At 50.8% G+C, this 26,393-nt stretch carries 25 protein-coding genes; 23 read left to right on the top strand and 2 right to left on the bottom strand.

From position 1 onward, the window contains the following. Nucleotides 1-34: 34 nt before the first annotated feature. From K4H25_RS11630 to nirD, 23 genes are all read left to right on the top strand, one after another. On the top strand, nt 35-319 hold the full coding sequence (locus K4H25_RS11630; RefSeq protein WP_221020658.1) for a DUF1799 domain-containing protein: 285 nt from the start codon (nt 35-37) through the stop codon (nt 317-319). Further along, entirely contained in the window at nt 312-4,958 is a 4,647-nt protein-coding gene (locus K4H25_RS11625) for a tape measure protein (protein WP_221020657.1), read from the top strand. Before K4H25_RS11630 ends, K4H25_RS11625 begins: the two co-directional genes overlap by 8 nt. Next, the gene (locus K4H25_RS11620) at nt 4,955-5,857 is read left to right on the top strand and encodes a hypothetical protein (protein WP_221020656.1); all 903 of its coding nucleotides are present in this window, start codon (nt 4,955-4,957) and stop codon (nt 5,855-5,857) included. The genes K4H25_RS11625 and K4H25_RS11620 overlap by 4 nt, the downstream gene beginning before the upstream one ends. After that, nucleotides 5,857-6,444: a hypothetical protein gene (locus tag K4H25_RS11615; protein ID WP_221020655.1), complete on the top strand. Its 588-nt coding sequence runs from the start codon at nt 5,857-5,859 to the stop codon at nt 6,442-6,444. Before K4H25_RS11620 ends, K4H25_RS11615 begins: the two co-directional genes overlap by 1 nt. After that, entirely contained in the window at nt 6,441-7,301 is an 861-nt protein-coding gene (locus tag K4H25_RS11610; RefSeq protein WP_221020654.1) for a hypothetical protein, read from the top strand. The genes K4H25_RS11615 and K4H25_RS11610 overlap by 4 nt, the downstream gene beginning before the upstream one ends. A gap of 1 nt (nt 7,302) precedes the next feature. Continuing rightward, nucleotides 7,303-7,758 (top strand): hypothetical protein, encoded by a 456-nt coding sequence (locus K4H25_RS11605; RefSeq protein WP_221020653.1) that lies wholly within the window; start codon nt 7,303-7,305, stop codon nt 7,756-7,758. A gap of 74 nt (nt 7,759-7,832) precedes the next feature. Then, a complete protein-coding gene (locus K4H25_RS11600) occupies nt 7,833-8,150 on the top strand; it encodes a phage holin family protein (protein ID WP_221020652.1) in 318 nt (105 codons plus the stop codon). A gap of 74 nt (nt 8,151-8,224) precedes the next feature. After that, complete coding sequence (locus K4H25_RS11595; protein ID WP_221020651.1) at nt 8,225-8,659, top strand: M15 family metallopeptidase; 435 nt, start codon at nt 8,225-8,227, stop codon at nt 8,657-8,659. 93 nt (nt 8,660-8,752) lie between these two features. Next, entirely contained in the window at nt 8,753-9,256 is a 504-nt protein-coding gene (locus tag K4H25_RS11590; protein ID WP_221020650.1) for a lysis system i-spanin subunit Rz, read from the top strand. A gap of 14 nt (nt 9,257-9,270) precedes the next feature. Beyond that, on the top strand, nt 9,271-10,557 hold the full coding sequence (locus K4H25_RS11585; RefSeq protein WP_255587576.1) for a hypothetical protein: 1,287 nt from the start codon (nt 9,271-9,273) through the stop codon (nt 10,555-10,557). Nucleotides 10,558-10,559: 2 nt separating this feature from the next. Continuing rightward, on the top strand, nt 10,560-10,757 hold the full coding sequence (locus K4H25_RS11580; protein WP_221020649.1) for a hypothetical protein: 198 nt from the start codon (nt 10,560-10,562) through the stop codon (nt 10,755-10,757). Nucleotides 10,758-11,723: 966 nt separating this feature from the next. After that, complete coding sequence (gene dsr1, locus K4H25_RS11575) at nt 11,724-15,542, top strand: anti-phage defense-associated sirtuin Dsr1 (protein ID WP_221020648.1); 3,819 nt, start codon at nt 11,724-11,726, stop codon at nt 15,540-15,542. A gap of 47 nt (nt 15,543-15,589) precedes the next feature. Further along, nucleotides 15,590-15,796, top strand: a complete 207-nt coding sequence (locus K4H25_RS11570) for a hypothetical protein (protein WP_221020647.1) — start codon at nt 15,590-15,592, stop codon at nt 15,794-15,796. 34 nt (nt 15,797-15,830) lie between these two features. After that, complete coding sequence (locus tag K4H25_RS11565) at nt 15,831-16,265, top strand: M15 family metallopeptidase (protein WP_221020646.1); 435 nt, start codon at nt 15,831-15,833, stop codon at nt 16,263-16,265. 94 nt (nt 16,266-16,359) lie between these two features. Then, nucleotides 16,360-16,698, top strand: coding sequence for a helix-turn-helix transcriptional regulator (locus K4H25_RS11560; RefSeq protein WP_221020645.1), 339 nt, complete (start codon nt 16,360-16,362; stop codon nt 16,696-16,698). Further along, on the top strand, nt 16,698-17,948 hold the full coding sequence (locus K4H25_RS11555; RefSeq protein WP_221020644.1) for a type II toxin-antitoxin system HipA family toxin: 1,251 nt from the start codon (nt 16,698-16,700) through the stop codon (nt 17,946-17,948). Before K4H25_RS11560 ends, K4H25_RS11555 begins: the two co-directional genes overlap by 1 nt. Next, a complete protein-coding gene (locus K4H25_RS17135; RefSeq protein WP_221020643.1) occupies nt 17,921-18,070 on the top strand; it encodes a M15 family metallopeptidase in 150 nt (49 codons plus the stop codon). The genes K4H25_RS11555 and K4H25_RS17135 overlap by 28 nt, the downstream gene beginning before the upstream one ends. A 582-nt stretch (nt 18,071-18,652) precedes the next feature. Further along, nucleotides 18,653-19,003 carry a cupin domain-containing protein gene (locus K4H25_RS11545; RefSeq protein ID WP_445347052.1) on the top strand — a complete coding sequence of 117 codons (351 nt, stop codon included), beginning with the start codon at nt 18,653-18,655 and terminating at the stop codon, nt 19,001-19,003. 111 nt (nt 19,004-19,114) lie between these two features. Next, a complete protein-coding gene (locus K4H25_RS11540; RefSeq protein ID WP_221020641.1) occupies nt 19,115-19,345 on the top strand; it encodes a hypothetical protein in 231 nt (76 codons plus the stop codon). A 172-nt stretch (nt 19,346-19,517) separates the two neighbouring features. Beyond that, on the top strand, nt 19,518-20,165 hold the full coding sequence (locus K4H25_RS11535) for an NAD(P)H-binding protein (protein WP_221020640.1): 648 nt from the start codon (nt 19,518-19,520) through the stop codon (nt 20,163-20,165). Nucleotides 20,166-20,507: 342 nt separating this feature from the next. Continuing rightward, nucleotides 20,508-21,911 carry a NarK family nitrate/nitrite MFS transporter gene (locus K4H25_RS11530; protein ID WP_221020639.1) on the top strand — a complete coding sequence of 468 codons (1,404 nt, stop codon included), beginning with the start codon at nt 20,508-20,510 and terminating at the stop codon, nt 21,909-21,911. 419 nt (nt 21,912-22,330) lie between these two features. Continuing rightward, on the top strand, nt 22,331-24,871 hold the full coding sequence (gene nirB / locus K4H25_RS11525) for a nitrite reductase large subunit NirB (RefSeq protein ID WP_221020638.1): 2,541 nt from the start codon (nt 22,331-22,333) through the stop codon (nt 24,869-24,871). Nucleotides 24,872-24,956: 85 nt separating this feature from the next. Further along, nucleotides 24,957-25,280 carry a nitrite reductase small subunit NirD gene (gene nirD / locus K4H25_RS11520; RefSeq protein WP_221020637.1) on the top strand — a complete coding sequence of 108 codons (324 nt, stop codon included), beginning with the start codon at nt 24,957-24,959 and terminating at the stop codon, nt 25,278-25,280. A 56-nt stretch (nt 25,281-25,336) separates the two neighbouring features. Here nirD and K4H25_RS11515 read toward each other — a convergent pair whose 3' ends face one another. Together K4H25_RS11515 and recX are read right to left on the bottom strand one after the other, a co-directional pair. Beyond that, entirely contained in the window at nt 25,337-25,669 is a 333-nt protein-coding gene (locus K4H25_RS11515; RefSeq protein ID WP_221020636.1) for a putative quinol monooxygenase, read from the bottom strand. A gap of 195 nt (nt 25,670-25,864) precedes the next feature. Next, complete coding sequence (recX, locus tag K4H25_RS11510; protein ID WP_221020635.1) at nt 25,865-26,338, bottom strand: recombination regulator RecX; 474 nt, start codon at nt 26,336-26,338, stop codon at nt 25,865-25,867. Nucleotides 26,339-26,393: the final 55 nt, after the last annotated feature.

Here is a 26,393-nt window from a genome sequence, read left to right as displayed (position 1 = left end):
TGCGCGATCCACCGCCCCGACGCTGCCACCGGGCTTGCCGCCTGAATTGGCCGCTGAGTATCTAGCCCAAATGCCAGCCGCCACGCCCGATGAAGTCGACGTCTACCCCGAAAACTGGCTGGCGTATCAAGTGTTTATGGCCATGGGCACACAGTGGCGTATCGGCATGAATGGCAAAACGGGATTGGATTACAACGTCATACCCATGATGGAGCGGCGCTTTAAAGTCGAGCCAGATCAATCTGATGATCTATTTGAAGCGCTGCAAGTGCTCGAAGTGGAAACCTTAAACATCTGGTCGGAGCAAAACAATGGCTGACAATAATGTAACCATCAAAATCAACGCCGATGCGGGGGGCGTAGAGCGTGAAGCGCGTAAGGCATCGACTTCGATCAGCGATATGGCGCGCGGTATGGCCGGTAGCTTCACTGGTTCAGCAGCCGCTGCGGCTAATTTAAATGGCAGTTTAGGCCAAATGGCCAATTCAGCCAGCGGCGCGTTTGATGTTAAAAACATCGGCCTTTTCACTGCCTCACTGGTTGCTGCCGGTGTGGCCGCAGTCGGTTTGGCGGCAGGTTTTGGCGTCGGTAAATTAGTCAGCGTCGAGCGCGAGTTTGGCACGCTCAATGCCCAGCTTGAAACCGCCACCGGCTCGATGGATGCCGCTAAAGCCAAGTTTGCTGAATTAGAGGGCTTGGCCGGCACATTGCCCGAGTCGCTGCAAGACGTGGTCGGCGGCTTCGTTAAATTAAAAAACTTGGGTTTAGACCCTTCGTCAAAAGCCATTGCCAGCTACGCCAATACCGCTGGTGCGCTGGGTAAATCACTCAATGAAATGATTGAGGCCGTCGCCGATGCATCAACTGGTGAGTTTGAGCGCCTCAAAGAATTTGGTATTAAAGCCAGCAAACAAGGCGATAGCGTCAAACTGACGTTTCAGGGCGTAACGACCACCGTTAAAAATAACGCCCAAGAGATCGAAGGTTATCTGCGCAAATTAGGTGACGTTACTTTTGCCGGTGGCGCCGAAAAGCGCATGAAAACCCTAGAGGGTGAAATCTCTAATCTTGGCGACACGTGGGATGGTGTCTTTCGCAAAATCAACGGCGCAGGCGTCGGCAGTATGCTGGCAACGGGGGTTAATGAAATCACTGAAAGCCTAAAAAGTGCGGGGGTTGAGTTAGAAAGCGCAGCATCGAGCTTTAGCGGATGGGTGCAAGACAACGCCGAATCATTAGGCCGTGTTTGGGAGCAAACTAAAGGCTTGGCGGGTGATTTGTGGGATGCGGGTAGCGCGATTGTTTCGTGGGGCGCAGGTTTATCGGATGCGTTGGGTGGTGTTGATGTGCTGGGTTTCGCTATTTTTAGCGTGCGCCTAGGGGTGGCTGGCATCATTGACGGTTTCAATTTAGTCAGCGCGACTGTCGTTGGTATGGGCGGTGTTTTGATCGATGCGTTGGTCGCGCCGATTAATGCCGCGCTGCAAGGCATTGGCAATTTAGCCAGTGGTTTTGCCAAAGTTTTATCCGCTGGCGCATCAGTGGCCAGTGTCACCGGCGCGGATAGCATCGCGGCGGGATTTAATAAAGCCAGTAGTGCAGTCGGTAGCTTTAGCGTCGCCACGCTGGATGTGAAAAAAACCCTGGGTGGCTTAGGCCAAAGTGCGCGTGATTACGCCGATGGGGTGGTTGATTCATTTGGACGTGGTGATACGGCAACGCAGCGTTTAATCAATGGCAGCGATCTTGCCACCGAAGCGCTTAAAAAAACTGGCAAAGCCGCTGATGATGTCACTCAACCAATTAAAAAAACCGCCGATGCTTCCGATGCCGCCGCTAAAGCGATGAAAAAGGCCGCCGACGCGGCTGAAAACTTCGGCGCCTCACTCAGTAAGCGCCTTGCTGAAGACGGCCTTGATGAGTTCGGCAAACTACGTCTTGAAGCTGAAAAAATCGCCGCGCCGCTTAAAAATGGCGCTGTGTTGTTGGGGGCGTGGAATCATCAAATCGACCAATTAATGAGCGCTAAATTCGCGCGCGAAGAGATTGATCGCCTCAGTAAAGCCTTTGCCGATGCGGCCAAAAGCAATGCCGAATTAGTCAATTCAGCACGCGATGAAGCCGAACAGTTTGGTTTGAGCAAGGTGCAAATTGCTGAATTAACGCTGGCCAAAAAAGAATTGCTGCTGGTTGAAATGCAGCGCGAAGCCAATATGGGCGCGGGCATCAACAGCATGGACAATGAGCAAAAATTGCTCAAAGACCAGATCAAAGCAATGAAAGAAGCGTTGGGCTTTCAGCGTGATCTCGAAGGCAAAGAGGTCACTGCTGAATGGATTAAAAACCAAGCCGATGCCGCCCAAAAAACTCGCGATGAATGGCAAAAAACCAGCGACAGCATCAGCACATCGATCACCGATGCACTGATGCGCGGCTTTGAAGATGGCAAAGACTTTGCCAAAAACTTCAAAGACACACTGGTCAATATGTTCAAGTCCTTGGTCTTGCAGCCCATCATCAAAATGGGCGTGCAAGGTGGGCTTAGCGCTGTGGGGCTAGGTAGCTTAGCAGGTACGGCCAATGCCAGTGCCGGTGGCGTTAATTTAGGCGGCATGGATTTAAGCGGTCTCATTACCAAAGGAATCGGCGGTATCGCTTCTTTAGCTGGCGCTTCGGCATCCGGTATCGGCGGTATTGCCGCTGGTGCGTCAGTAGCCGGGCAAGGGGCGACACTCGCCGCCTCATCAATGGGCAGCTTGGCATCATCACTCGGTAGCGTGGCCTCAACATTGGGCACAGTGATGCCTTATGTCGGTGTGGCCATCGCCGCGTATACCATGTTTAAAAAATTTGAGGGGGGCGAAACCCGTAGCGGTACTGATTTGGCGGTGGATGCCGCAGGCAGTGTGCGTAAAGTCCAAGGCCCATCGGGCGGTGATTTCACGCAGGGCGGCGCGGCGAATCAGTTGTCAGCAATGGTCAGTAACGTGAACGGCATTTTGGCGGCGACGGGTTCGCAGCTCAAAGTCGCTAGCGGTTATGGCGCGCTTGAAACCAGTAAAAACGGCAAGGGCTTTGCGTATGCCGGCGGGGTGTTGTCGAATGGCGTTGGCTTTGGGAATGTTGGCGATAACGAGACGCTGCGGCAAGTTGGGCGCGGCAGTAAAACCGCCGAACAAGCCGCCGCTGAATACACTGCCCGGATTAATGATGCGATGGTGTCAGCCATCGCCGCCAGTGATGCCCCTAACGCGGTTAAAAAAATCATTGCGAATGGCGGCGCATCCGATGCAGTGATTGCCGCTATCGGTGAGCAAGCCAATGCAGTGGCAGGATTTGGCGCGGTGATTGGTTTACTGCCGATGGCGCAATTGTCGGCATTAACGTATGACGCTAAAGCAGGGTTACTTGGGTTTGCCGGTGGTTTAGAAAACCTGACTGGCTCGCTCAAAACGTATTACGACAACTTTTATACCGACGCTGAAAAATCCGCGAATGTCACGCGCAACATGACGGATGCGCTGAGCGCAGTTGGGGTGAAATTACCCGAGACTCGCGAGGCGTTTCGTGCGGTGGTTGAGGCGCAAGACTTAACCACAGAGTCGGGGCAAAAAGCCTATGCCGCTTTGCTGGGGGTGTCGGGCGCTTTTGCTGAATTACACCCGATTATTAATGCTGTCGATGAATCTGCGACTGCAGCCGCAGCGGCACTCGAACTGCAAAATCGGGCGGCTAAAAATGCGGTTGAAATTGCGACTGAGCGTTTTAATTTAGAGGGCCAGTTATTGGCCGCTCAGGGCAACACCGTTGCATTGCGTGAGCGTGAATTAGCCGCGATTAGTGCCAGTAATCGCGCTATTCAAAATCAGATTTACGCCTTGCAAGATCAAAAGGCGGCGACTGATGCGGCGATGACTGCGCTTGAGCAATCAGCCAATGCGGAAAAAGCCGCTGTTAAATCGACGCTCGATGGGCGTTTGGGAGTGTTGAACGAGCAAAAAAATGCTGAAGTTTCGGCATTTGAAGCGCAAAAGGCGATTATTGCCGCGCAAAATTCCGCGCGATTAGAAATGGCCAGCGCGCAGCTCGATGCCCAAAAAGCCGCTTATCAAGCCCAGATCGACGGGGCTAAATCGGCATTAAGCGCCTTAAAATCGGTGTTTAATGGCATTCAATCCGCAATTGATCGTTTAAGCGGCAGTCAGCAAGATTTGGCCGACATGCAGTATGAGCAAGCCAAAGCGGCGGTGGCTGGGGCTTTGCAGGCGGCCAAGTCGGGCACATTTACACCGAGCGATGCACTCAATCAGCAGCTAGACGTTGTGAGCCGCATTGATGCCAATCGTTTTAGTAGTGCCGCTGATTTTGCCCGCGAGCAGTTAGTCACGGCGGGGCAGTTGCGCGAGTTGGGCAGTCTGGTCGACGCCAAGATCAGTACGGCAGATCAGCAGGTGGTTTTACTTGAGCAATCGGTAGCCGCGATTGAGTCGCAAGGTCGCGACATGAAAGCGGCTTTTGAAGCCAGTGCCGCAGCGCAATTCACGCAGCTGGAAACGCAGCATAAAGACAATTTGGGCAAGCTTGATACGCAAATCGGGCTAGCGCAAAACCAATATGATGCCGACATTACGCGGCTCGATGGGATTGTCTCTGCTGCTCGCGAGCAGCTTGAAATCGCACAAGGCACTTGGACTGAAACCAAGTCGCTCAATGCATCGACGCAAGCGTTTAATGCGTCGCTCGCGGCTTTGCTGGCTCAGCAAGCGCAGCGTAGTGCGGCTAGTGATGCGCGGTTGGCCCAATTAGCCGCACTCAATGCCGAACTAATCAGAGAGTTACAAGGTTTACGCAGCGATCAAGCGGCGCAAAGTCGCGCTATCGCCGAATCAACGCAAAAAACCGCCAAGGTTTTAGCGCGCTGGGATGGGGATGGTCAACCTGAAGTGAGAGCCGTATGAGTTTAAAAATTGTACAGCCGCTCGTGCTCAGTGACGCGACGTTAAGCAGCAGCTCGGTACCGGAAGCTGATTATCCGGTATGGGCTGCTGCCACCGCGTATAGCGTAGGGCAGCGGGTGATCCGTGCGGCCACGCATCGGATTTATGAGCGCGTGGCCGCAGGGACTACCGCTGCTTTGCCCGAAGTGGACAAGCTCAATTGGATTGATGTTGGGCCGACTAATCGCTGGGCGATGTTTGATCAAGTCAACAGCACTAAAACCGTCAAGGCGGGGTCGATTGTGGTTGAAATCACCCCCGCCAAGGTCATCAACACGGTGGCGCTGCTCAATGTCGAAGCCGAATCCGTACTGATTGAGTTGATTGATCCGGTCGATGGGGCGGTATATAGCCGCCAAATTCAAATGCTGGATAACGGCATTGTGACCAGCTGGTGGCAGTGGTGTTTTGCGCCGATTAAACGCAAAACCATGGTGATCTTAACTGACTTGCCTGCCTACGGCACTGCCAAGATTCGGATGACCATCGCCAATTCGGCAGGCAATGTCGCGATTGGTACTGCGATTGTCGGCGTGCAAGTTGAATTTGGTGAAGGCATCGAAATGGGGGCTAAAGCCGGGATTCAGGACTTTTCGCGCAAAGAGCGCGATCAGTGGGGTAATTTTGTGCTGACCGAGCGCAATTTTGCCAAGCGCGGTGTGTGGCAAATGAAGGTACTCAATACCCAAATCGACGGCCTAATGGATTATTTATCCACGTTACGCGCCAAGCCCTGCTTATTTATCGGTTCCGAGCAATATAGCGCCACGGTGATTTATGGCTTTTATAAAGAGCTCGATATTGTGATCGCCTACGCCACTTTAAGTGAATGCAATTTAGAAATTGAGGGGTTAACTTAATGTCAGTTCCCGTTATTCCCACCTTACCCGCTGCGCCTTCGCGTGCCGACTCGGGCTCGGTGTTTGCAGAAAAAGCCGACGCTCATGTTGCCGCATTAGCCGGCTGGACCGCTAAAGCCAATGAGCTGGGTGATTTTCTGAACACCACTGGCGCCGAAGTCGCTGCGGATGCTGCAGCGGTCGCAGCTCAAGCTGATGCCGTGCAGTCTGCTGCGAGCTTGGCCAGTGCCGCCGCTGCAGCGGCACAAGCCGCAGCAGGTTTACCGCCCACGGCGCAATTTGGCCAAGTGCTGCATACCGAAGGGCTAAGTAATGTCATTAGTACCACGACCCAACTACAAACGGGCCGCGCGTATGAGTGCGACACCTCAGCAGCGGCTTTTAGCGTCCCTTTACCGCCAAATCCAAATGTCGGTGATTTTGTCTGGCTGAATGATCACTTAGGCACATTCGCAAAAAACAATTTAACTGTTTTGCGAAATGGCAAAAAAATCCTTGGTAAAGCTGAGGATTTTATTGTGGATCTGAATTATTTAAATTGCGCGCTAATCTATATTAGCGCCGCACATGGGTGGGCCATTAAATGAGAGCTAGCGCACTATTTGGAACTGGCGGCACGCCTCGCGCCTGCGGGCAATTACCCGTTTTTGGGCGCGGCGAATTTCGTATTTTCTTCAAAACCACGCCATTTGTGATCCCTGCTGGCGTGTCATCGGTACGACTCCGTGTTTTTGGCGCTGGCGGTGGCTCAATTGTCGCTGGTGCAGGCGGCGGTGGCGGTGGTTTCGCCATGGGCGTATTCGACGTGGTCGAAGGAGCAAGCCACACAGCAACTATTGGACTTGGCGTGGTTAGCGGTACGGGTGGCACGTCTAGCTTTGGTGCGCTGATTTCTGCAACCGGCGGTACGGCTGGCACGGCGACGGTTGGCGGCACGGGTGGCGTCGGTGTTGGTGGTGATTTTCAAGCTAACGGTGGCAAAGCGGGTAATGCTGCAGGCTCTGGCGGTGGTGGCGCAGGCTCGCAATTAGGGCGCGGCGGCAATACCGGCGCAGGCGTTTGCGGTGGCGGAGGGGTATCGCCGATGGGCGATGTGGCCGTGGGTGTAAGTACTGGTGGCTCAGCGTTTGGTGGTACGGATGCACACGGCAAATACAATAATTCAACCTCGGCACTTAGCGATTTATATAACTTACCGGTTATAAATTCACGGTTTTTGAGTGATTTTTTAGGTGGAGGTGGTGGTAATGGCAATCAAGTGAAGGGTGGTGTTGGTGGCGGTGGCAGCGGCGGTACTGGTGGTTATACGCAAGGCGGTTCAGGTGGCGCTTTTGGCGGTGGTGGTGGTGGCTCATCTAATGGCGACAGTGGCGGCATCGCCGGTGGCTGTGGCGGCAACATTGCTGGTCGCGGTGGTGACGGCCTAATCATTGTGGAGTGGTGATATGAAAGCATTAATCGAAAACGACATCGTTGTAGCAGCGTCAAATAATCCAGACCAAGACTTTCATCCGACACTCGCTGAAAAATTTATTGTTGTGCCTGACCATATTCGGCAGGGCTGGCGGCTGGTGAATGGTCAATGGCTTGCACCGCTAACTAACATCCTGACGTGGGATAACGCCAGTCGTGAGTATTTTCAAGTCGATATTGGCGCGTTTTACGACCGGTTCGGTAGTAGCAAATTAGACATTCTATCGAGCACCGATCCGCTGGTGATGGCCGTGGTGCGTGATTCGAGTGTGCGCCAGTACATCGATCTTAAAAACCCTGACGTTTCGGCTGGGGTGAACGCCTTGGTTACAGTTGGCTTGTTAAATGAAGCGCAAGCCGCAGCGGTAATCAATCTAGCAACCCAAGAAAACGAGCGTTTTGTTAAGGGCTTACCACAACCTGCTTAGTCGCCATTGCAAAACCAATAACCCGCCAAGATCAAAATGGCGGGTTTTTTTACGCCCTTCAAAAAGGAATCGGCATGCAAGAAGAATTGAAATCGTTTTGGGAAACCCTAGCGTTACTGTTCGTCGTTGGCGCCATTGTGCCGATTGCTCGGGCGCTCGCCAGTGCTGCACCGGACAACTGGCGCATGGTACTGGGGCGTGCGGTGCTCAACGGCATTTTGTCAGTGTCGGCGCTGGTGGTGTTGTTGTGGTTTTCGCCGCCATCGTTGGCGCTGGTGGGGGTGGCGTGCGCATTAGGTACGTTGGGCCAGTCGGGCGTCGAGCATTGGGCGCGGTTATTTATCGAAAAGCGCGGCTGGATTAAATCACGCAGCGACGATGCGGCTCAGTAAGCCAGCCGCATTGATACGCTAAATCAAACCACCCGCCACGGTCGCAGTCGGCGGGTTTTTTTATAGGAAAAATCATGTCGAGTCGAGAGCTCAAAGACTTACACGCCAGCATTCGCACGCTGGCAGCGCAATTTGTGGCTGAAGCCAATGCCACTTTGCAGCAGCAAAACCCAGCGCTCGAAGTGCGCTTGGTCTGCACTTGGCGGCCACAAGCTGAGCAAAATGCTTTGTATGCCCAAGGGCGAACTAAGCCAGGGCCAAAGGTGACATGGGTGACGCAAAGCGCGCATAACACCGATTTACCCGATACACCGGATGGCGACGCTGAGGCGCTCGATATCGGCGTATTTGAAAACGGTAAATACCTGCAAGGCAACACCGCCCGCGAGTTGGGGTTTTATTTAAGACTAGGACCGATTGGCGAGCGCTTTGGTCTGGTGTGGGGTGGGCGCTGGCAAACGCCTGATTACCCGCATTTTGAGCGCAAAGAATGGCGAACCGCAAAATAATCCACAGCGGCAGTGGGTAAGCCCAGCAAATCCAAGCCAAAAAGCTTGGGTTTATGGGCTTTGCACTGCATTGCACAAAAAGGTATCGAACGAATGTTCAAAATCTCTTTAATTCCTCTGCCCTACAAGATTTTAATTGGTCTTGTTTTATTGGCGGCGATGTCTGGCCTCGCTTATCGGCAGGGCTATCAGTTTGCCGATAAGGCATGGCAACTCAAGGACGCCATCCGCATTACTGCTGATGACAAAGCCAAGCGGCAAGCGAGTGAACTCAAGCAACAGCAAGCGCGTCAGCAAGCCAATCAAATCGCCGCGCTCGATGCGGCGTATCAACAGGAAATCGATCATGCAAAAAATGAGAATGAGCGTTTGCGGCGTGATATTCGCGCTGGCGCTATCCGCTTGTACGCAAAATCCACCAGTCCAGCCGGTCTCGCTATCAGTTCAACCGCCGCCAGCGGCGCTAATGCAGCCGCGATCTGCGAACTTGACCCAGCGACTGCTGACGACATTATCAGCATCACAAACGATGGCGACGCCGCAATCGAGCAATTGAGCGGTTTACAGGCCTACATCAAAACGCTGCTGCAGTTTTAAATAAAGGATTTCAAATGACTCAAAAACTCACCGACGCGCAAACTCGCGCGATCAAGTTTTGGAATAATCTTGAAAAATACCCTTTGATCGGCGATGTGGCCACCGCGCTGGGTGTGTCGCGGCAGGCGCTGGAAGCGATCCGCTTACGCATTCGCGCGGTTGACCCTCAGGCCTTAATCGAGCGGCCGCGTGTGGCGCCACAAAAAAAGCTTGAGGCGGTGAATGATCCAATTGCGCCAGCTGCACCGATTGCACCGGCGACGGTTGATGCCGAAGTGCGCACGCTGCGCGCTCAAATTAAAGCGATGCAAGCTGAAACGCTCGACGCTGATTTTATTAAGCGGCAAATCATCAAGCTGGCTGAAACCAGTATCGAGCCGCCAAACTGGCTAGTGAATGCACCGCAAGAAGAGGGCTCGCTCGGTGTGCCGACGCTATTCGCTAGCGATTGGCACTGGGCTGAGGTGGTCGATCCGCGTCAGATCAACGGCTGCAATGAATACAATTTAGAAATCGCCCATCGCCGCGCTAAAGCACTAATCGATAAAACCATTGGCCTGCTGCGTAACGAATTCACGCGGCCTTGTCATCAGGGTATCGTCTTTGCGCTCGGTGGCGATATGGTGTCGGGCGATATACATGATGAATTAATGGCGACCAATCAATGCGAAATCATGCCGACGGTGATCGATCTGCTAGAAATCCTCGCTTGGTGCATCAAAACATTGGCTGATGAATTTGGCGCGGTATTCGTGCCGTGTGTGTCCGGTAATCATGGCCGCAACACACACAAAATTCGTGCTAAAGGGCGCAACTTCACGTCATTCGATTGGCTCACGTATGTGATGCTGAGCAAACTATTCGAAAACGATAGCCGCGTGACCTTCCTGATTCCCGATGGCCCCGATGCCTACTATCGTGTTTTCGGCACTCGTTACTTGCTCACGCACGGCGATCAATTCCGTGGCGGCGACGGCATGATCGGCGCACTAGGACCAATCCTGCGCGGCGATCATAAAAAGCGCGGCCGTAATGGCCAGATCGATATGAGCTATGATGTGATGCTGCTCGGCCACTGGCATCAATATATCCACCATCAGCGCGTGATCGTTAACGGCTCGCTAAAAGGCTACGACGAATACGCTTTCGCTAACAACTTCGGTTTCGAGCGCGCGCGTCAAGCGCTGTGGCTGACGCACCCCAAACACGGCATTACATTCCCATTCGCGGTCAACGTCGACGACCAACAAGGCGAAATCGTCACCGACTGGGTGAGTGTGCCAGACACCCAAGCGGCATAGTTATGTCAGAAACCGAAGCCGCCGCCCTCGACATTCGCCTGGGCGAACTGATTGCTCTTGATCTAAAGGGGGAACTAAAAGACCGCACCGAGCTGATTCAATGCGCTGATGTTTGGCATCAGCTTTGGCTGGGGATATTGGCTGAAGATAGAAGCGGTATCGCCGATAAGGGTGGGCGCTATGTAACAAGCCAAAAATAAACCAAACCCACTCGTCATTTAGGCGGGTGGGCTTTTTTCGTTTCTGGGGCTGGTTTTGCGGTTTATTTGGGGTTTGTAGCGAGTGTTTGCGCTAAGTTGTAGTAAATTTTTGCAACTCAGTATTTTTGATGCTTCTAGTTTGTTGATTTATATGGTTTAAATTCTTGCAGTACACCCGTCGAGCATTGGCGCAATACAGAAGCGGCGGGAAGGGGTATTGGGTGTTTGAATTGACATTGCAGTATTTATATCGCGGTAGTGTCGGGCCAAGCCCTGAATCTGCATCATTTTACGCGTTTGCCGTCGCGCTGGCTTGTTTTAGTCAATCAGCGGCTTAAAGGGCGCTTGGATGCGGCGGGAAATAGTTTGATTGCCTTTCGTTTTATGCCGAGTATTGCCAGTGATCAAATATTGCTGAAAGCATCGCTGCTTTCCCTCTCCCTTGATGGAAGAGGGCGTAGGGTGAGGGTGAAACTACGGAGTGCAGCTCAACACCCCCATCCCAGCCTTCCCCCATCAAGGGGGAAGGAGCTACAGTCGAGCGAATCCAGCGTTTGCGTTGTAAGGTATCAACACAAAATTTGCACAAAGTCTGAATAAAACAAATTTATTCGATGTATAGCCATCCAGCCCATGCAAATCATGGCTTGTAGTCAAATACATCTATAGCAAAGCGATTTTTGCGTAGGGTGGGTTAGCCCTTGGGCGTAACCCACCAATCCAACACCAATCACCATCAGCGCCGCCATTCGCTGCTGCTGATTGAAACGAAGCTCACCGCAGCATCCTGCTCCGCAATCGCAAAGTACCAACAAGAAAAACTTGGCAATAATCAAACAGTACCTTTATTGGGTGAGTCATTTTCAATTATTAAATTGCAAGCACAAGATGACGAATGGATATTGCCGTACCATGCAGTCGCACTAGTGCACGCCTTAAGCCTCGATAATTGAATAGGAAGGATAAATGCAATTCATAGAAAACGGCCCAGACATTCCAGATGAGTTGCTGCAGGCACACGAGGATGGTCGTGTAGTTTTTTTTTGTGGCGCGGGCATTTCCTATCCGGCAGGCTTGCCTGGGTTTGGGGGGTTGGTAAATAAAATCTACGAGCTAATTGGTGAAGATCCTAGTGAAATTGAGGCTATGGCATTGAAGCGTCAGCAGTTTGACTCTGCACTTGATCTCTTAGAGCGGCGTATTGTGGGCGGGCGTTTAGCTGTTCGTAGTAAATTGGCTCAGGTATTGAAGCCTAAGCTACGTCGCAAGGGTGCTATTGATACGCAGTCTGCATTGTTGAGGCTGGGGCGTAGTCGTGGAGGTGCGCTGCGGTTAGTTACTACCAACTTTGATAATCTCTTTGATGTGGCGGCCAAACGCACGAGTCAAAAATTTCAATCTTACGCAGCACCAATGCTGCCAATTCCAAAAAATAGCCGATGGGATGGTCTGGTTTATTTGCATGGTCAACTGCCTGAAAAGGCGGATGAAGCGACTCTAAATCGTTTAGTTGTCACCAGCGGTGATTTTGGCTTGGCCTACCTGACTGAACGCTGGGCTGCCCGCTTTGTGAGCGAGTTATTCCGCAACTATGTGGTTTGTTTCGTGGGTTACAGTCTCAATGATCCGGTGCTGCGCTACATGATGGACGCATTGGCCGCTGATCGAATGCAGGGGGAGTTCACGCTGCAGGCTTGGGCGCTAGGTGATGTTGAGCCGGGGCAGGAGCATCGTAAAACTATTGAATGGTGCTCCAAAGGCGTTAGACCTATTCTCTATAAAGTGCCTGTTGATAGCTACGACCATTCGGCGTTACACCTTACCTTGCATGCTTGGGCAAATACTTATCGTGACGGAGTACAGGGTAAAGAGGCCATCGTTGTAAAGAATGCACTGGCTCGACCACAGGAAAGTACGCAGCAAGATGATTTTGTCGGTCGAGTGTTATGGGCCTTATCGGATAAATCTGGATTGCCAGCTAAATGTTTTGCCAATTTCAATCCGGCACCCTCACTTGACTGGCTGTTAGAACCCTTTTCTAAAGACCGTTTTGGGTGTGTTGATCTGCCACGCTTTGGTGTGTCGCCGAGCCGTGATTTAGACGGCAAATTTAGCTTTAGTTTAATTCGTAGACCAGTTGCTTATGATCAAGCTCCACGCATGGTATTGGCTTCAAGTGCCTTGCTAGGGAGTCAGTGGGATGACGTGATGCGTCATTTGGCTATTTGGCTCATACGTCATTTGGGCGACCCTAGGTTGATACTCTGGATAGCTCAAGGTGGAGGCCGGATACATCATGAATGGCGGGGTATGATTGAATTGAAGCTGAATCATTTGGCATCCCTAGAGAGAGAGGGTAACACCGCAGAATTAGATGAAATCCGGTTAAATTCACCCCAAGCTATTCCTGGCTCTTTGATGCGAACATTTTGGCACATATTGCTTAGTGGACGATTAAAATCAAAAAGACTTGGGCCTGATCTTTATGCTTGGGCTAAACGGTTAAGGCAAGAAGGCCTTACTTTTACGTTGCGCCTAGAATTGCGCGAACTGCTTGCTCCGCAAATCATGCTGAGGGAGTCATCTCGTTGGAGTGACGACAGCGAGAGTGTTGACGAGCGCACGCGGTTCAAACAATTGGTTAATTATGATCTCGTACTGGCGGCTGATCACGTCCATTTAACTCTGAGTGAGTTGGCTGATAATGCTGACTGGACATTAGCTTTGCCGCATCTGTTGGAAGATTTTCAGCAATTGTTGCGCGATGCACTGGATTTGTTTAAAGCGTTGGGCAATACGGATGAGCATGTAGATCGTTCATATCTTTATTTGCCCTCTATTGCGCCACACAAGCAAAATCAAGGTTTTGACGACAGGGCCAGTCTGATAGAGCTGTTGCGTGATTCTTGGCTTGCGCTTCGTGTCAATGACTGCCCGCGCGCGACGAAAATCGCGCTCATGTGGTTCGAGCTACCATATCCCATATTTAAGCGTCTGGCCCTGTTTGCCGCCAGTATGGAGGATCGCATTTTGCCAGAGCAGTGGGTCGATTGGCTTTTGGCTGATCGCGCGATGTGGCTATGGTCTACAGAGACGAGGCGGGAGGTGTTCAGGCTATTTGTTTTGCAGGGCCAACAGTTGGGTGAGTTTGATCAGAACCGTCTTGAGTCCGCAATTTTGTTGGGGCCGGATACGTTTCGGGGTCACTTGGACGATGGAGAGTTGCAGAAGTTGGTGGCCCACTCTATCTGGCGTCATCTTAGCAAGCTAAAAGCGTCGGGCCTCAATCTGGGAAAACTTGCAGCAGAACACTTGGCAGAGTTATCCGATGAAAACCCTGAATGGCAGTTGTCAATCAACGAGAGTGATGAGTTTTCATATTGGACAGGTGGGGTCGATGATTTAAGTCGCGATGATATTTGTGATGATGATATAGCACCCAGAAAGCGGGGCGAACTTGTTCAGTGGTTAATTAAACCACCCAAAAAACAATGGCCGTTTGGGGAGGATACTTGGCGCGAGGTTTGCCGCAAACATATGTTGAATAGTTTGTTTGCTCTGTGTGAACTGGCGCGTGATGGAGTGTGGCCAGTTGAGCGATGGCGTGAAGCGCTGCAAGTTTGGAGCGAAAAAGGGATGGTGCTGCGATCTTGGCATTATGCCGCACCCTTAGTTAGTCTCGTGCCTGATAAGCAACTTCAAGATGTTGCTCACCAATTGACGTGGTGGATGATGACTGTATCTAAATCAATCAATCAACATGAGGAGATATTACTAGATTTATGTCGCCGTGTTTTGACTCTGCCACTAGAAGCAAGTACGGGCATTTTAATTAATGGCAAACCGATTAATGAACCGGTAGAGGAAGCCATAAACCATCCCGTAGGACATGTCACGCAGGCGTTGATTAATCTTTGGTTTAAACGTAAACCTAACGATGGTGATTTGCTTGCAAATGAGTTCAAATCCTTATTTACGGAACTTTGCGATACAAATATTGATAGGTTTCGTCATGGACGAGTATTGCTGAGTTCGAGATTAATCGCTGTATTCCGAGTGGATCGAGATTGGACTGAGCAATATTTATTGCCACTATTTTGTTGGACTAATCCTGTTGAAGCAAAAGCAGCTTGGGAAGGGTTTTTATGGTCGCCGCGAATTTATCAGCCTTTATTGATTGCTTTTAAACCCCAGTTTCTTGAAAGTGCTAGTCATTTCGCTGATTTAGGAAAGCATCGGCAACAGTTTGCGGCTTTCCTGACGTATACAGCGTTAGAAACGCCGTCAGGTTTTACTTCCGAAGAATTTAGAGCTGCGATTAAAAGCTTACCACCAGAGGGGCTGGAGGCATGTGTTCAGGCACTTCTGCAAGCTCTCGGAGGTGCTTCTGAGCAGCGTGAGGAGTATTGGAAGAATCGTATCCTGCCGTATTGGCAAAACGTTTGGCCCAAATCGAAAGAATTTGTAACCCCACGAATTTCTGAATTATTGATCCGGTTAATTGTTGCGGCAGGGGATGAATTTCCTTCTGCGTTTGAAACTTTAAAGGATTGGCTCGGCCCTGTTGAATATCCGAGTTATATAATTCGCACGCTCTTTGAGTCGAGTTTATGTAAGCAATTCCCTGAGGAATTGTTGTTTTTACTTGATGTTATTATTGGTGATCTAAAGTATCTCCCTAGCGAATTGGAGCAATGCTTGGAGCACATTAAACAAGAGAAACCGATACTTGAAAAAAGTGATAATTTTATACGACTCAATGATTGCGTACGCCGTACTTTATAATTGAAGAGATTGAAGTCACAGATTTAGTAAACTCAAAGCTGGCTACGTTGCCAGCTTTTTTGTGCCTGCTCGGCTTGTTGGTCGATTCTTTGGTGAGGTCTGCGCACGAAGCGTGGGGCTTTGGCGCTGTCGGTGAGGCGGATGGCGGGAAAGGGGCGTTTGTTGCGCGCAGCTTGGCAAGCAATGGTTTTGAGTGCTATTTAAAAAATCCGGCCAGCAAATTCAAAAGCGGTAAATCCGCCAGCGTTGATTGATTTATTGATTTGGCCTTTTTTATAGGGATAAATCATGTCGAGTCGCGATCTCAAAGATTTGCATGTCAGTATTCGCTTGCTGGCTGAGCAGTTTGTGGCGGAGGCTAATGCCGCTTTGCAGCAGCAAAATCCGGCGCTTGTGGTGCGTTTGGTTTGCACTTGGCGGCCGCAATCTGAGCAAAATGCTTTGTACGCGCAAGGGCGAACTAAGCCCGGGCGTAAGGTAACTTGGGTAAGGCACAGCGCACACAATACCGATTTGGCCGAAACACCGCATGGCGACGCTGAGGCGCTGGATGTGGGGGTGTTTGAGAACGGCAACTATCTGCAAGGCAATACCGCCCGCGAATTGGCTTTTTATTTATGCCTAGGCCCAATTGGCGAGCGCCACGGTTTGGCTTGGGGCGGGCGCTGGAAAACACCCGATTACCCGCATTTTGAGCGCAAAAAATGGCGCACCGCACGCTGATGGGGCGCAGCAGCACTACACCACTGATTTGGGCAACAAAACTGATTTAATACGTACTATAATAGTTTTTATTGTATTTAATGACTGCTATAGCATGACTAGAAAACTTCTTCCGGTTGATGGTGCGGGTAAAAATGCGCTGGCCGAGTTGGGCAATCGCTTACGAACACTGCGTATTATGCGCAGTGATACGATGGCACAAATGGCGCAGCGCCTTCAGTGTTCATTGTCGACTTATGCTGCGCTAGAAAAGGGTGAAGCAACGACTCAAATCGGGCTATTGGTGAATGCTTTAGGTATTTTAGGGTGTTTGGATAGCCTATCGGCCGTTGCGCCCGTGCCGGTGGAATCATTGATCAAATCCGAAGCGATGCGCAAACGAGTGCGTAAGGTAAATCCAACGCTGCCTACGGATGAGGAGATTGATTTCTGATGGAATCTACACGTCACTACAGTTTGCTTTTGGGTGGGTATTTGCCTGAAGCAATTGCGCCGATATCGGTGGCATTACTCAAAGTGGAACGGCAAGGTGTTGTTGAAAGTGGCACGCTCAGCTATGGGCGGCAATATCAGCAAAATCACAATTTTCGCTTCCATCCCGATCCGGCTTTATCTTTGGCGATTAATCATTTGCCAGCCAAAAGGATGCGGGATGGTGGTGCATTGCCACCTTACTTGAAAGACTCACTCCCTGATGCATGGGGGCGCCTCGTTTTGGCTGCTGCTAATCAGGGGGCAGCCCTAGATGACTACGCGATGTTGTCTTGTACTAATCAACATCGCATTGGTGCTTTGGTGGTCATCCATGATGAGCCTCAGTTGCAGGCTGAAACGCCCCAGTTGTCATTGGATGTGCTGTATGAAATGGCGATGGCAATCCAATATGGCAAAGAAGTGCCGGTAGATATTCGCCGACTGTTGACGCAGGGGGGCTCATTGGGTGGCGCCAGACCCAAGGCCAGTATCGCTGATCAAGGCGCGCTATGGCTGGCTAAGTTCCCGCTGCGAGAAGATCCTTTCAATATTGAATTGGCCGAAGCAGGCGCAATGGCATTAGCAAAATTGTGCGGCATACAAACCGCAGAATTTCGCTGTGTTGAAATCAACCAAAGAAAAATTTTCTTAATCAAAAGGTTTGATCGCATAACGAGCCCTGATGGGGAGCAACGCATCCATTTTCTATCTGCGGCGGGTTTGCTCAATGTGGCCTATGAGTCAGGGCAGGGTAGTTATGTCGAATTGGCTCAAGCAATAAACCGTTTTGGTGCGAACCCTAAGCAAGATTGCCAAGAATTGTTTCGGCGAATGGTATTCAATATTTTGATCGACAATACGGATGACCATATTAAAAATCATGGTTTTTTACATGTTAGTGACAATCAATACCGGCTAGCGCCTGTTTATGATATTCACCCCCAAGGTACACATCTGCAATATATGGGTATGCCATTGGTGAATGAAAATACTTCACCCAGTTTGGTACAGTTGCTCGCAGAAGCGCATAATTTTCATTATCAAAGAGATGAGGCCAGCAATGTCGTGCGCGAATTGATTACAACGGTGAGTCAGGCATGGCGAGAACAATTGGCGGATGCCGGTATGAGTGATGCTGATCTGCGATATATAGCCGCGCATCTTGATCCACTTCACGCTCGATGGAGGGCGATGGATCAGGCAATATAAGCGCTGAAAGTACCGTTATTCTAGGCCCAATTGGCGAGCGCCACGGTTTGGCTTGGGCTGGGCGCTGGAAAACGCCAGATTACCCGCATTTTGAGCGCAAAAAATGGCGCACCGCACGCTGATGGGGCGCAGCTTTGTAGTCCAAAACATCACTCAAATTTGCGCTAGATGGGGGTTTTAAATCCACAAAAGCTGAGGTTAACGCTGTGGATAAACGGTAGATAAGCCACTCAAACCCAGTGCCAGTGCGGCTTATAGCGCGTGAGTAAAAAATAATCAAACAGTCCTTGCTGGCTCGACAAACTATCATTATTGCACCGCAGCACATTGATCCGGTGTGAGTTGGCTCGTTCTCATTGGGTAGGGAAAGGTGTAGTGCTTTTGCCGCATTATTCGCTTTTTGCAAATGGCGACCGATACGGTATTTAGTTCTAGCCTCGGTGTTGTCATGATGCTGACTCATGCTTTGCGCGATGGCTTGCGCGGTACGTTGGGTGGCATTCTTGGAATTGCGTTTGATACGCGATGCACCAGAGGGCGCATTGACTTGGCGATGTGATTGCTCATGCCATGCAGTGCTGCCAATGATGGCTATGTTATCTATTAACCCACGCCGCGCAGCGGTGATGATGCAACAGTTAGCACGCTTGGATACTTTTTATCTGTTACGGTTTTTTAAACCCGCTCGATGATTGGAGATGGTGATGGAATCAAGAATCTTTCCGGTATCAGAATATATTCGGCCATCAAACGGCGAACCCATACGCTCTGTGGTTCTGGAGACGAAAGACGCAGTGGTGGTGGTTTGGCACGCCCATCCTGGGCAAGAAATCGCCGCCCATATTCACCCGCATGGCCAAGATACTTGGACGGTGATTTCCGGAGAGGCAGACTATTACCAAGGCGGCGGTATTGTTGCGCAACTCAAGGCTGGAGATATTGCCATTGCAAACCCTGGGCAAGTGCATGGCGCTGTAAATACCGGCCAAGTGCCTTTGGTATTTGTCTCCGTCGTTGCACCGGGCAGCGCCGGTTTTGCTTTGGCGGAAAAATAGTCTTTTTCTGCTCAACAGGGGCAATCAGGCTGCGTTAGCTGGGTATATCTAAAAAACCTGGGGCGCTTTAAAGCCATTCATTCGATATTCAATCAAAGGGGGATTAGTGATATGGAAAATACCGAGCAAAAAAATATCATCGCGATTCTAGAAAAAATATTAGCCAATCAAGAATTGCAAATACAAAGACAGTTTGAAGCAATGGATTTACAGAAAAAGCATTTTGAAAATAGCCGTCCCTTGTTAGAGCAGGCCAAAAAAACGCAGCAAAAAGCGCAGTTATTGTTTTATGGTTTGTTGGCGATTACTGCGGTGTTGTTATGTTTGATTTTTTTACTGTAAATCGTGCGGGAACGAGCAAAAAGATGCGGGTATAACAACCGGTCGCTTCATTTTGCAACTGAGTGCGAAACAGTGTGTCCAAGTGCTGGTTATGCTGGTAGCGCTGCGCTCTAATAGTGGCGCGGCGGTTTGTCTGATGAGCCTGTGGGTTTGTGTGTTTGAGGTTGGATAGATGCAAAAAACGCTGTTGATTTTAGGGGCAACTGGTGCGGTGGGTCAGCAATTATTGCAGCAGGCTTTGGCGCACGCCGATGTAGCGCGGGTGATCGCGCCGACACGGCGCGCTTTAACGGCGCATATTAAATTACAAAATCCGATTGTCGACTTTGATGCGCTGCCGAATGACGCGGCATGGTGGCAGGTGGATGCGGCACTCTGTGCACTGGGCACAACGCGCAAAATCGCTGGCTCGGCGGTAGCATTTCGGCGCGTTGATTACGACTACGTATTGCAGGCAGCCCAGTGCTTGCATCAGGCAGCAACGCCAACTTTGGTGTTAAATTCCTCATTGGGTGCCAATGCACAGGCTAGCGGTTTGTATCTGCGCACCAAGGGCGAGGCTGAACGCGATGTGCGCGCCTTGGGCTTTCGCTCGTTGACTATTGTTCGGCCGTCTTTGCTCGATGCTGGCGTACGCCCCGATCGACGCCGAGCAGAAGAATTCGGCTTATGGCTCAATCGGCATTTTGCCGGCTTTATTCCGGCAGCGTGGCGGGCGGTGAAGGTGGAACGCGTCGCCGCGAGCATGTTAGCAGCGGCACTCAGCGCAGCGCCTGGGGTGAGTGTGATTGAGTCGGCGCAAATGGCGAATCAGGATTGATTTTTGGGCTTTGATGCTGGGCCGAGATTGCTTTTCTGCGGTATTGAGTTTGCGCATAATCAAATGAATGGATGTTGTTGATTATTTACCCTCTACCTCGATTGGGTTAGGGCTTTGCTGCGGGTTTTGGTGCAGATCAAGCTCAATGCTGAGTTTATGCTGAGGTCATATGCGGGTATTTGCTTAGCTAGGGTGAATGCTGGGATTTTACTGCGGATTGGCGCTATTTCTTTGGTGGTAGGTTTTTGCTTTTGGCGCCCTTGGGGCGCTTTTTTTTTGCCGTATAGTTGGCCGCATACCGCTGAAAGTAGGGTGCGGCTGGCAAATGAAAGGAAAAAAATCATGGCAAAAAGTGCGGTGTTAACGCGTTGGGAACCGGAAAATCCGGTGTTTTGGCAAGAGCAAGGTCAGTCGGTGGCCAAGCGCAATTTGGCGATTTCGATTCCCTGTTTGACTTTGGGTTTTGTGATTTCAGTGCTGTGGAGTGTGGTGGCGCTGAATTTAAATTCTGCTGGCTTTAGTTTTAGTAAAGAGCAGTTGTTTATGTTAACGGCGTTGCCGCAATTGTCGGGTGCCACGCTGCGGATTTTTTACTCGTTCATGCCTGCACGATTTGGTGGGCGTAAATGGACGGCGATTTCAACGGCGCTGTTGTTGATTCCGGCGCTGTGGCTGGGCTTTGCGGTGCAAGATCCAACGACGTCTTACACCGAGCTACTGGTGATTGCGCTGCTGTGTGGTTTGGGTAGCGGCAATTTTGCTAGCTCGATGGCCAATATTGGTTATTTTTTCCCGACAGCAAAAAAAGGCTCGGCCAATGGTTTGAACGCTGGCTTTGGTAATTTGGGCGTTTCTTTGGCGCAATTATTGATTCCGTTGGCGATCACTTTGCCCTTGTTTGGCGCTTTTGGCGGCGAGGCGCAAAGTTATCTTAAAGAAGGCGCAGCGCAATCACTTTGGTTGCAAAACGCGGGCTTTATGTGGGTGCCATTGATTGCGATCGCGTCAGTGGCGGCTTGGTTTGGCATGAATGATATTGCCGATGCGCGCTCGTCGTTTGCTCAGCAAGCGGTGATTTTTCGCCGCAAACACAATTGGCTAATGTGCTGGTTGTATATCGGTACTTTTGGCAGTTTTATTGGCTTTGCGGGTGCTTTTGCCTTGCTGACTAAGTCCTTGTTTCCAGATGTTGCTGTCATGAAATATGCCTTTTTAGGACCGTTGATCGGGGCATTAATACGGCCAGTGGGCGGTATTATTTCCGACAAAATTGGTGGTGCGAAGGTTACTCTACTTGTGTTTATGGCGATGGCATTTTCTGTGTTGGGCGTGTTGGCGTTTTTGCCTGAGTTGGGCGTCGATGGGCAGTTAAGTGGTGGTTCTTGGCCAGGCTTTTTTGCCATGTTTTTATTGCTGTTTACCTTTGCCGGTTTGGGTAATGGCTCGACGTATAAGATGATTCCAACGATTTTTGCCACGTTGAGAATGCGCGAGGCAAAGGGGAGCGATGAAGCGGCACAAAAAGCGGCGCGCTTGGGTGGGATGCAAGAATCAGCGGCAGCAGCGGGCTTTATTAGTGCGATTGGTGCCTATGGTGGTTTCTTTATTCCGCAAAGCTTTGGTTTGTCGATGCAAGCCAGTGGCGGCCCCGAGTTAGCCTTGTACGCGTTTATTGCTTTTTATGTGAGCTGCGTGTGGATGACTTGGCGTTATTACGCTAGCCCAAAAGCTGAATTGCCTTGCTAGTACGTATTGCCATCTAGGCTTTGTGTTTTTTGGCCTAGAGGGCAATACATCGAATAGATATACGATGTTCAGAATATGTGTTGATGGATTTAAGTGCCTGCGGCACCGCTGTTTACAGTCGCAGTCCGCGACGGGGGCTTACTTTCTTTGTGTCGCCAAAGAAAGTAAGCAAAGAAAGGCGACCCGAGCGCGCATCGGTCCCCGATGCCCTCGATTGTCGTGAGCCAAACGGTAAAACTGTTTGTCTCCCTTCCGCACTCGGTGCGCTTGGACGGGTTTTTAAGCCCCAGCCCAACGAGCGCGGCACAGCATCAACACCAAAACTGAGCATCACCAATAGATGTACGGCGCTGATAGGGCGTTGTGCGAGTCGATTGTGATGGATTGAAATCACCCGATGATGGGTGTGAGGAGTAGAAATGACGAAAACGCGTATCGTTGTCGTGGGCAACGGGATGGTGGGACACCGGTTTTTAGAAGAGCTGTGCGATAAAGGCAATGCCGCTGATTTTGACATCACGGTGCTGTGTGCTGAGTCGAGAACGGCGTATGACCGGGTGCATTTGTCATCTTATTTTTCGCACCACACCGATGAAGATTTGTCTTTGGTGAAACCGGGATTTTTTGAAAAAAATGGCATTAAAGTTTGCGTCGGCGAAGCGGTGAAGCATATCGATTCAGCGCAAAAAATTGTGCTGACCAATAAAGGCCAATCTCTCGCGTATGACAAGCTGGTGCTGGCGACGGGCTCGTATCCGTGGGTGCCGCCGATTCAAGGTAGCGCGCATCATGAATGCTTTGTATATCGCACCATTGATGATTTAGATGCGATTGAAGACGCTGCCAAATCAGCCAAAAGTGGTGTGGTGATTGGTGGTGGATTATTGGGCTTGGAGGCCGCAGGTGCGCTTAAAGCCTTGGGCTTGGCAACGCACGTGGTTGAATATGCGCCGGTATTGATGGCCGAACAGCTCGACCGTATGGGCGGCGAAATGTTGCGCCGTAAAATTACGGCGATGGGTGTAACGGTGCATACCGGTAAAAACACCACTGACATTCAAATGCATGGCGGGCAACACGCTGCGCATCGCTTGGTATTTGCCGATGGCAGTCATTTAGAAGCCGATGTGATTGTGTTCTCGACCGGGATTCGCCCGCAAGACAATTTGGCTCGCTATGGCAAACTGGAAGTCGCCGAGCGTGGTGGTGTGGTGATTAATGATCACTGCCAAACGTCAAACGCGGATATTTATGCCGTTGGTGAATGCGCAGCATGGCAGGGGCAGTATTTTGGTCTGGTTGCACCGGGCTACAAAATGGCGCAAGTGGCGGTGGATCATTTATTGGGCCGTGACAATGCCTTTACCGGCGCCGATATGAGCGCCAAATTAAAATTATTGGGCGTTTCCGTTGGTAGTATTGGTGACGCGCAAGGGCGCACGCCCGGTTGCCATAGCTATGTATTCCAAGACGATCAAGCTGGGATTTATAAAAAAATCGTCGTCTCACAAGATGGCACTACGCTATTGGGTGCGGTGCTGATTGGTGACGTGGATGATTACGGTCAATTATTGCAAATGATGCTGAACGCGATGCCCGTGCCCGAGCATCCAGACGCATTGATTTTGCCTGCTTATGCTGGGGCCAAACCGGCGTTGGGCGTGGATGCCTTGCCGGCATCCGCAGTGATTTGCTCGTGTTTTGATGTAAGTAAACAAAAAATTGCCGATGCCGTCGCGGCGGGGCATCACACGCTAGCAGCGATTAAGGCTGAAACGGGCGCAGGTACTGGCTGTGGCGGCTGTGTACCGTTGATTAGTCAGGTGCTGAATGCCGAATTGGCGCGCAATGGCGTTGAAGTAAAAAATCATTTATGCGCGCATTTCCCGCATTCACGCCAAGATTTGTACCACCTCATTAAAGTCGCTGGCGTAAAAACCTTTGACGAAGCGATCGCTCAGTTTGGGCATGGCTATGGCTGTGAAACGTGTAAACCGACCATAGGCTCGATTTTGGCCAGTGCGTGGGGCGACTATGTTTTGTCGCCAGCCAATACGCCGCTGCAAGACACCAATGATGTGTTTTTGGGCAATATGCAAAAAGACGGCACGTATTCGGTGATTCCACGTATGGCCGGTGGCGAGGTGACGCCAGAAGGCTTGATGGCATTGGCGGCAGTGGCCAAAGACTACGGTCTGTATACCAAAGTCACCGGGGCGCAGCGCATTGGTTTGTTTGGCGCGCACAAAGGTGATTTACCCGTGATTTGGTCGCGCTTGATCGACGCTGGTTTTGAAACTGGCCAAGCGTATGCCAAATCATTACGGATGGTGAAGACCTGTGTCGGCAGCACTTGGTGCCGTTTTGGCGTGCAAGACAGTGTGGGCTTGGGCGTTGATCTTGAGCATCGTTATAAAGGGATTCGCACGCCGCATAAAATGAAATTTGGCGTATCCGGCTGTACCCGCGAATGTGCTGAAGCGCAGGGTAAAGACGTTGGCATTATTGCCACGGACGCGGGTTGGAATTTATATATATGTGGCAATGGCGGGATGAAACCGCGCCATGCTGATTTACTGGCGTCTGATTTAGACCGCGAGACTTTATTGCGCTATCTCGATCGCTTTATGATGTTTTACGTGACAACTGCCGATAAATTGCAACGTACGGCCAGCTGGTTATTAAGCATGGAAGGCGGTGTGGATTATCTGCGTTCGGTGATTGTTGACGACAAGCTTGGGATTGCCGAGCAATTAGAGAACGATTTGGCGAGTATCCGCAGTCAATATCAGTGCGAATGGAAAACGACATTGAGCGATGCCGATCAATTGGCGCGTTTTGCCCACTTTATTAATAGTGAAGCGCACGACCCGAATGTGCAATTTGTGCCGGCGCGCGAGCAAATTCGCCCAGCACAATTGGACGAGCGCAAGGTCATTGCCATTAAGCCGATTATTTAAGGCGCAATATCGCTCAGCAGTGGGGCGTCGACATCGATTTGGATTCGACGCACTCGCACTGATTGGCGAGCGAAAGGAGAGAATAATGAATTGGAATACAGTCTGTGATTTGAATGCCATTTTGCCCGGTACTGGGGTGTGTGCCTTAGTGGGCGAGCGGCAGTTGGCGATTTTTCGGCCGTATGCCGATGAGCAAGTGTTTGCGCTGGATAATATTGACCCTTTTGCTGGGGCCAGCGTGTTATCGCGCGGTCTGATTGTTGAGCACGACGGCGAGCTATGGGTGGCAAGCCCACTTAAAAAACAACGTTTTCGTTTGCGCGATGGCGTTTGTTATGAAAGCACCGAGCGCTCAATTCAAAGCTTTGCCGTTCGGGTGCTTGGCCAGCAGGTTGAAGTGCAAATCTAAGGGTTAAGCAGCGTAAAAAAACCGCCATGCGATTGATTCTGCATGGCGGTTTTTATTTAGGCGATGACTTGGTGATAGGTTTCTACCTGATACGACTCAACCCATTGCGGCATGATGTGATGGAAATAATGTTGAATGGCCGGTTTGGCGCAGTGCTGCTCAAACGCGGCAAGATCGACAAATTTTTCGACAAAAGTCATGCGGCGTGGCTCATCGCGGCTGATATTGAGCTCGTAACGAATGCAGCCCGCTTCGCGGCGCGTATCGGCAATCAGGTCTGCCAGCGCAGCCAGTAGCTCGGTCTGATGGCCTTCTTTGGCTAAAAAGCTCGCCACACAAACCAGTTGCTGTGTGTTGACGACATAATTCGATTCAGTTGAGTTAGACATGGATTTTTATGCGGTGGATTTGAATCCACGCATTGTACGCACACGCTACCATCGCGGCCAATCTAGTGAGTTGAGGGCGTCGGTAGCGTATGCATGGTGTTGTTCAGATTACGTGCTTGTGGTTTTAAGTGCCTGCGGCACAGCATCAACACCTGATCTGAATATTGCCTGAATATGGGTATCTAGCGCTAGGCTTTATATCGAATCGATATCATCGTTATACCCGTCAAATTCATCTGCCTCGCCCACGACTTGGTAAATCACGTTCAGGCTAAATCCTCGGCTGGCGAGGTAGCGTAGCTGTTTGCCGCGTGCTTGATGATCAATCGGTGCCGCTTTGAATTTTTTTTGCCAAACCTGCCGTGCGGTGTCGATTTCATTATCGATGGCTTGCAGTAGGGCGCTGGCGATGAGCTCGGCGTTCACGCCTTTTTCTTGCAGTTCATGCCTTAATCTTTGCTGACCATAGCGTTGGCTGCGAAAGTAAACCCATTGCTCGGCAAAGCGCTCATCCGATTGCCAGCCGCGTTCAATAAAATCATCGAGTACGGCGTTAATTTCTTCTGGGTTGACGTCTGGATAGGCTAGCGCTAATTTTTGCGCTAGCTCTTGTCGGGAATGGTCGCGTCGGCCAAGGTATTGCAGCGCTTTATTGCGAATTGAAACCATGATGTACTCTTAAATCCTCTTTGCTGGCGCACTAAAAACAACAGCCCCACCTAAA

The organism is Deefgea piscis (assembly GCF_019665785.1).
Lineage (GTDB): Bacteria > Pseudomonadota > Gammaproteobacteria > Burkholderiales > Chitinibacteraceae > Deefgea.
This window is presented reverse-complemented; position numbering and strand designations above follow the sequence as displayed.

Bases quoted from the DNA above. Each gene is read 5' to 3' on its own strand.
- K4H25_RS11625 (WP_221020657.1), top strand. From the start codon at position 312: ATGGCTGACAATAATGTAACCATCAAAATCAACGCCGATGCGGGGGGC.
- K4H25_RS11620 (WP_221020656.1), top strand. From the start codon at position 4,955: ATGAGTTTAAAAATTGTACAGCCGCTCGTGCTCAGTGACGCGACGTTA.
- K4H25_RS11615 (WP_221020655.1), top strand. From the start codon at position 5,857: ATGTCAGTTCCCGTTATTCCCACCTTACCCGCTGCGCCTTCGCGTGCC.
- K4H25_RS11610 (WP_221020654.1), top strand. From the start codon at position 6,441: ATGAGAGCTAGCGCACTATTTGGAACTGGCGGCACGCCTCGCGCCTGC.
- K4H25_RS11605 (WP_221020653.1), top strand. From the start codon at position 7,303: ATGAAAGCATTAATCGAAAACGACATCGTTGTAGCAGCGTCAAATAAT.
- K4H25_RS11600 (WP_221020652.1), top strand. From the start codon at position 7,833: ATGCAAGAAGAATTGAAATCGTTTTGGGAAACCCTAGCGTTACTGTTC.
- K4H25_RS11595 (WP_221020651.1), top strand. From the start codon at position 8,225: ATGTCGAGTCGAGAGCTCAAAGACTTACACGCCAGCATTCGCACGCTG.
- K4H25_RS11590 (WP_221020650.1), top strand. From the start codon at position 8,753: ATGTTCAAAATCTCTTTAATTCCTCTGCCCTACAAGATTTTAATTGGT.
- K4H25_RS11585 (WP_255587576.1), top strand. From the start codon at position 9,271: ATGACTCAAAAACTCACCGACGCGCAAACTCGCGCGATCAAGTTTTGG.
- K4H25_RS11580 (WP_221020649.1), top strand. From the start codon at position 10,560: ATGTCAGAAACCGAAGCCGCCGCCCTCGACATTCGCCTGGGCGAACTG.
- dsr1 (WP_221020648.1), top strand. From the start codon at position 11,724: ATGCAATTCATAGAAAACGGCCCAGACATTCCAGATGAGTTGCTGCAG.
- K4H25_RS11565 (WP_221020646.1), top strand. From the start codon at position 15,831: ATGTCGAGTCGCGATCTCAAAGATTTGCATGTCAGTATTCGCTTGCTG.
- K4H25_RS11560 (WP_221020645.1), top strand. From the start codon at position 16,360: ATGACTAGAAAACTTCTTCCGGTTGATGGTGCGGGTAAAAATGCGCTG.
- K4H25_RS11555 (WP_221020644.1), top strand. From the start codon at position 16,698: ATGGAATCTACACGTCACTACAGTTTGCTTTTGGGTGGGTATTTGCCT.
- K4H25_RS17135 (WP_221020643.1), top strand. From the start codon at position 17,921: ATGGAGGGCGATGGATCAGGCAATATAAGCGCTGAAAGTACCGTTATT.
- K4H25_RS11545 (WP_445347052.1), top strand. From the start codon at position 18,653: ATGGAATCAAGAATCTTTCCGGTATCAGAATATATTCGGCCATCAAAC.
- K4H25_RS11540 (WP_221020641.1), top strand. From the start codon at position 19,115: ATGGAAAATACCGAGCAAAAAAATATCATCGCGATTCTAGAAAAAATA.
- K4H25_RS11535 (WP_221020640.1), top strand. From the start codon at position 19,518: ATGCAAAAAACGCTGTTGATTTTAGGGGCAACTGGTGCGGTGGGTCAG.
- K4H25_RS11530 (WP_221020639.1), top strand. From the start codon at position 20,508: ATGGCAAAAAGTGCGGTGTTAACGCGTTGGGAACCGGAAAATCCGGTG.
- nirB (WP_221020638.1), top strand. From the start codon at position 22,331: ATGACGAAAACGCGTATCGTTGTCGTGGGCAACGGGATGGTGGGACAC.
- nirD (WP_221020637.1), top strand. From the start codon at position 24,957: ATGAATTGGAATACAGTCTGTGATTTGAATGCCATTTTGCCCGGTACT.
- K4H25_RS11515 (WP_221020636.1), bottom strand. From the start codon at position 25,669: ATGTCTAACTCAACTGAATCGAATTATGTCGTCAACACACAGCAACTG.
- recX (WP_221020635.1), bottom strand. From the start codon at position 26,338: ATGGTTTCAATTCGCAATAAAGCGCTGCAATACCTTGGCCGACGCGAC.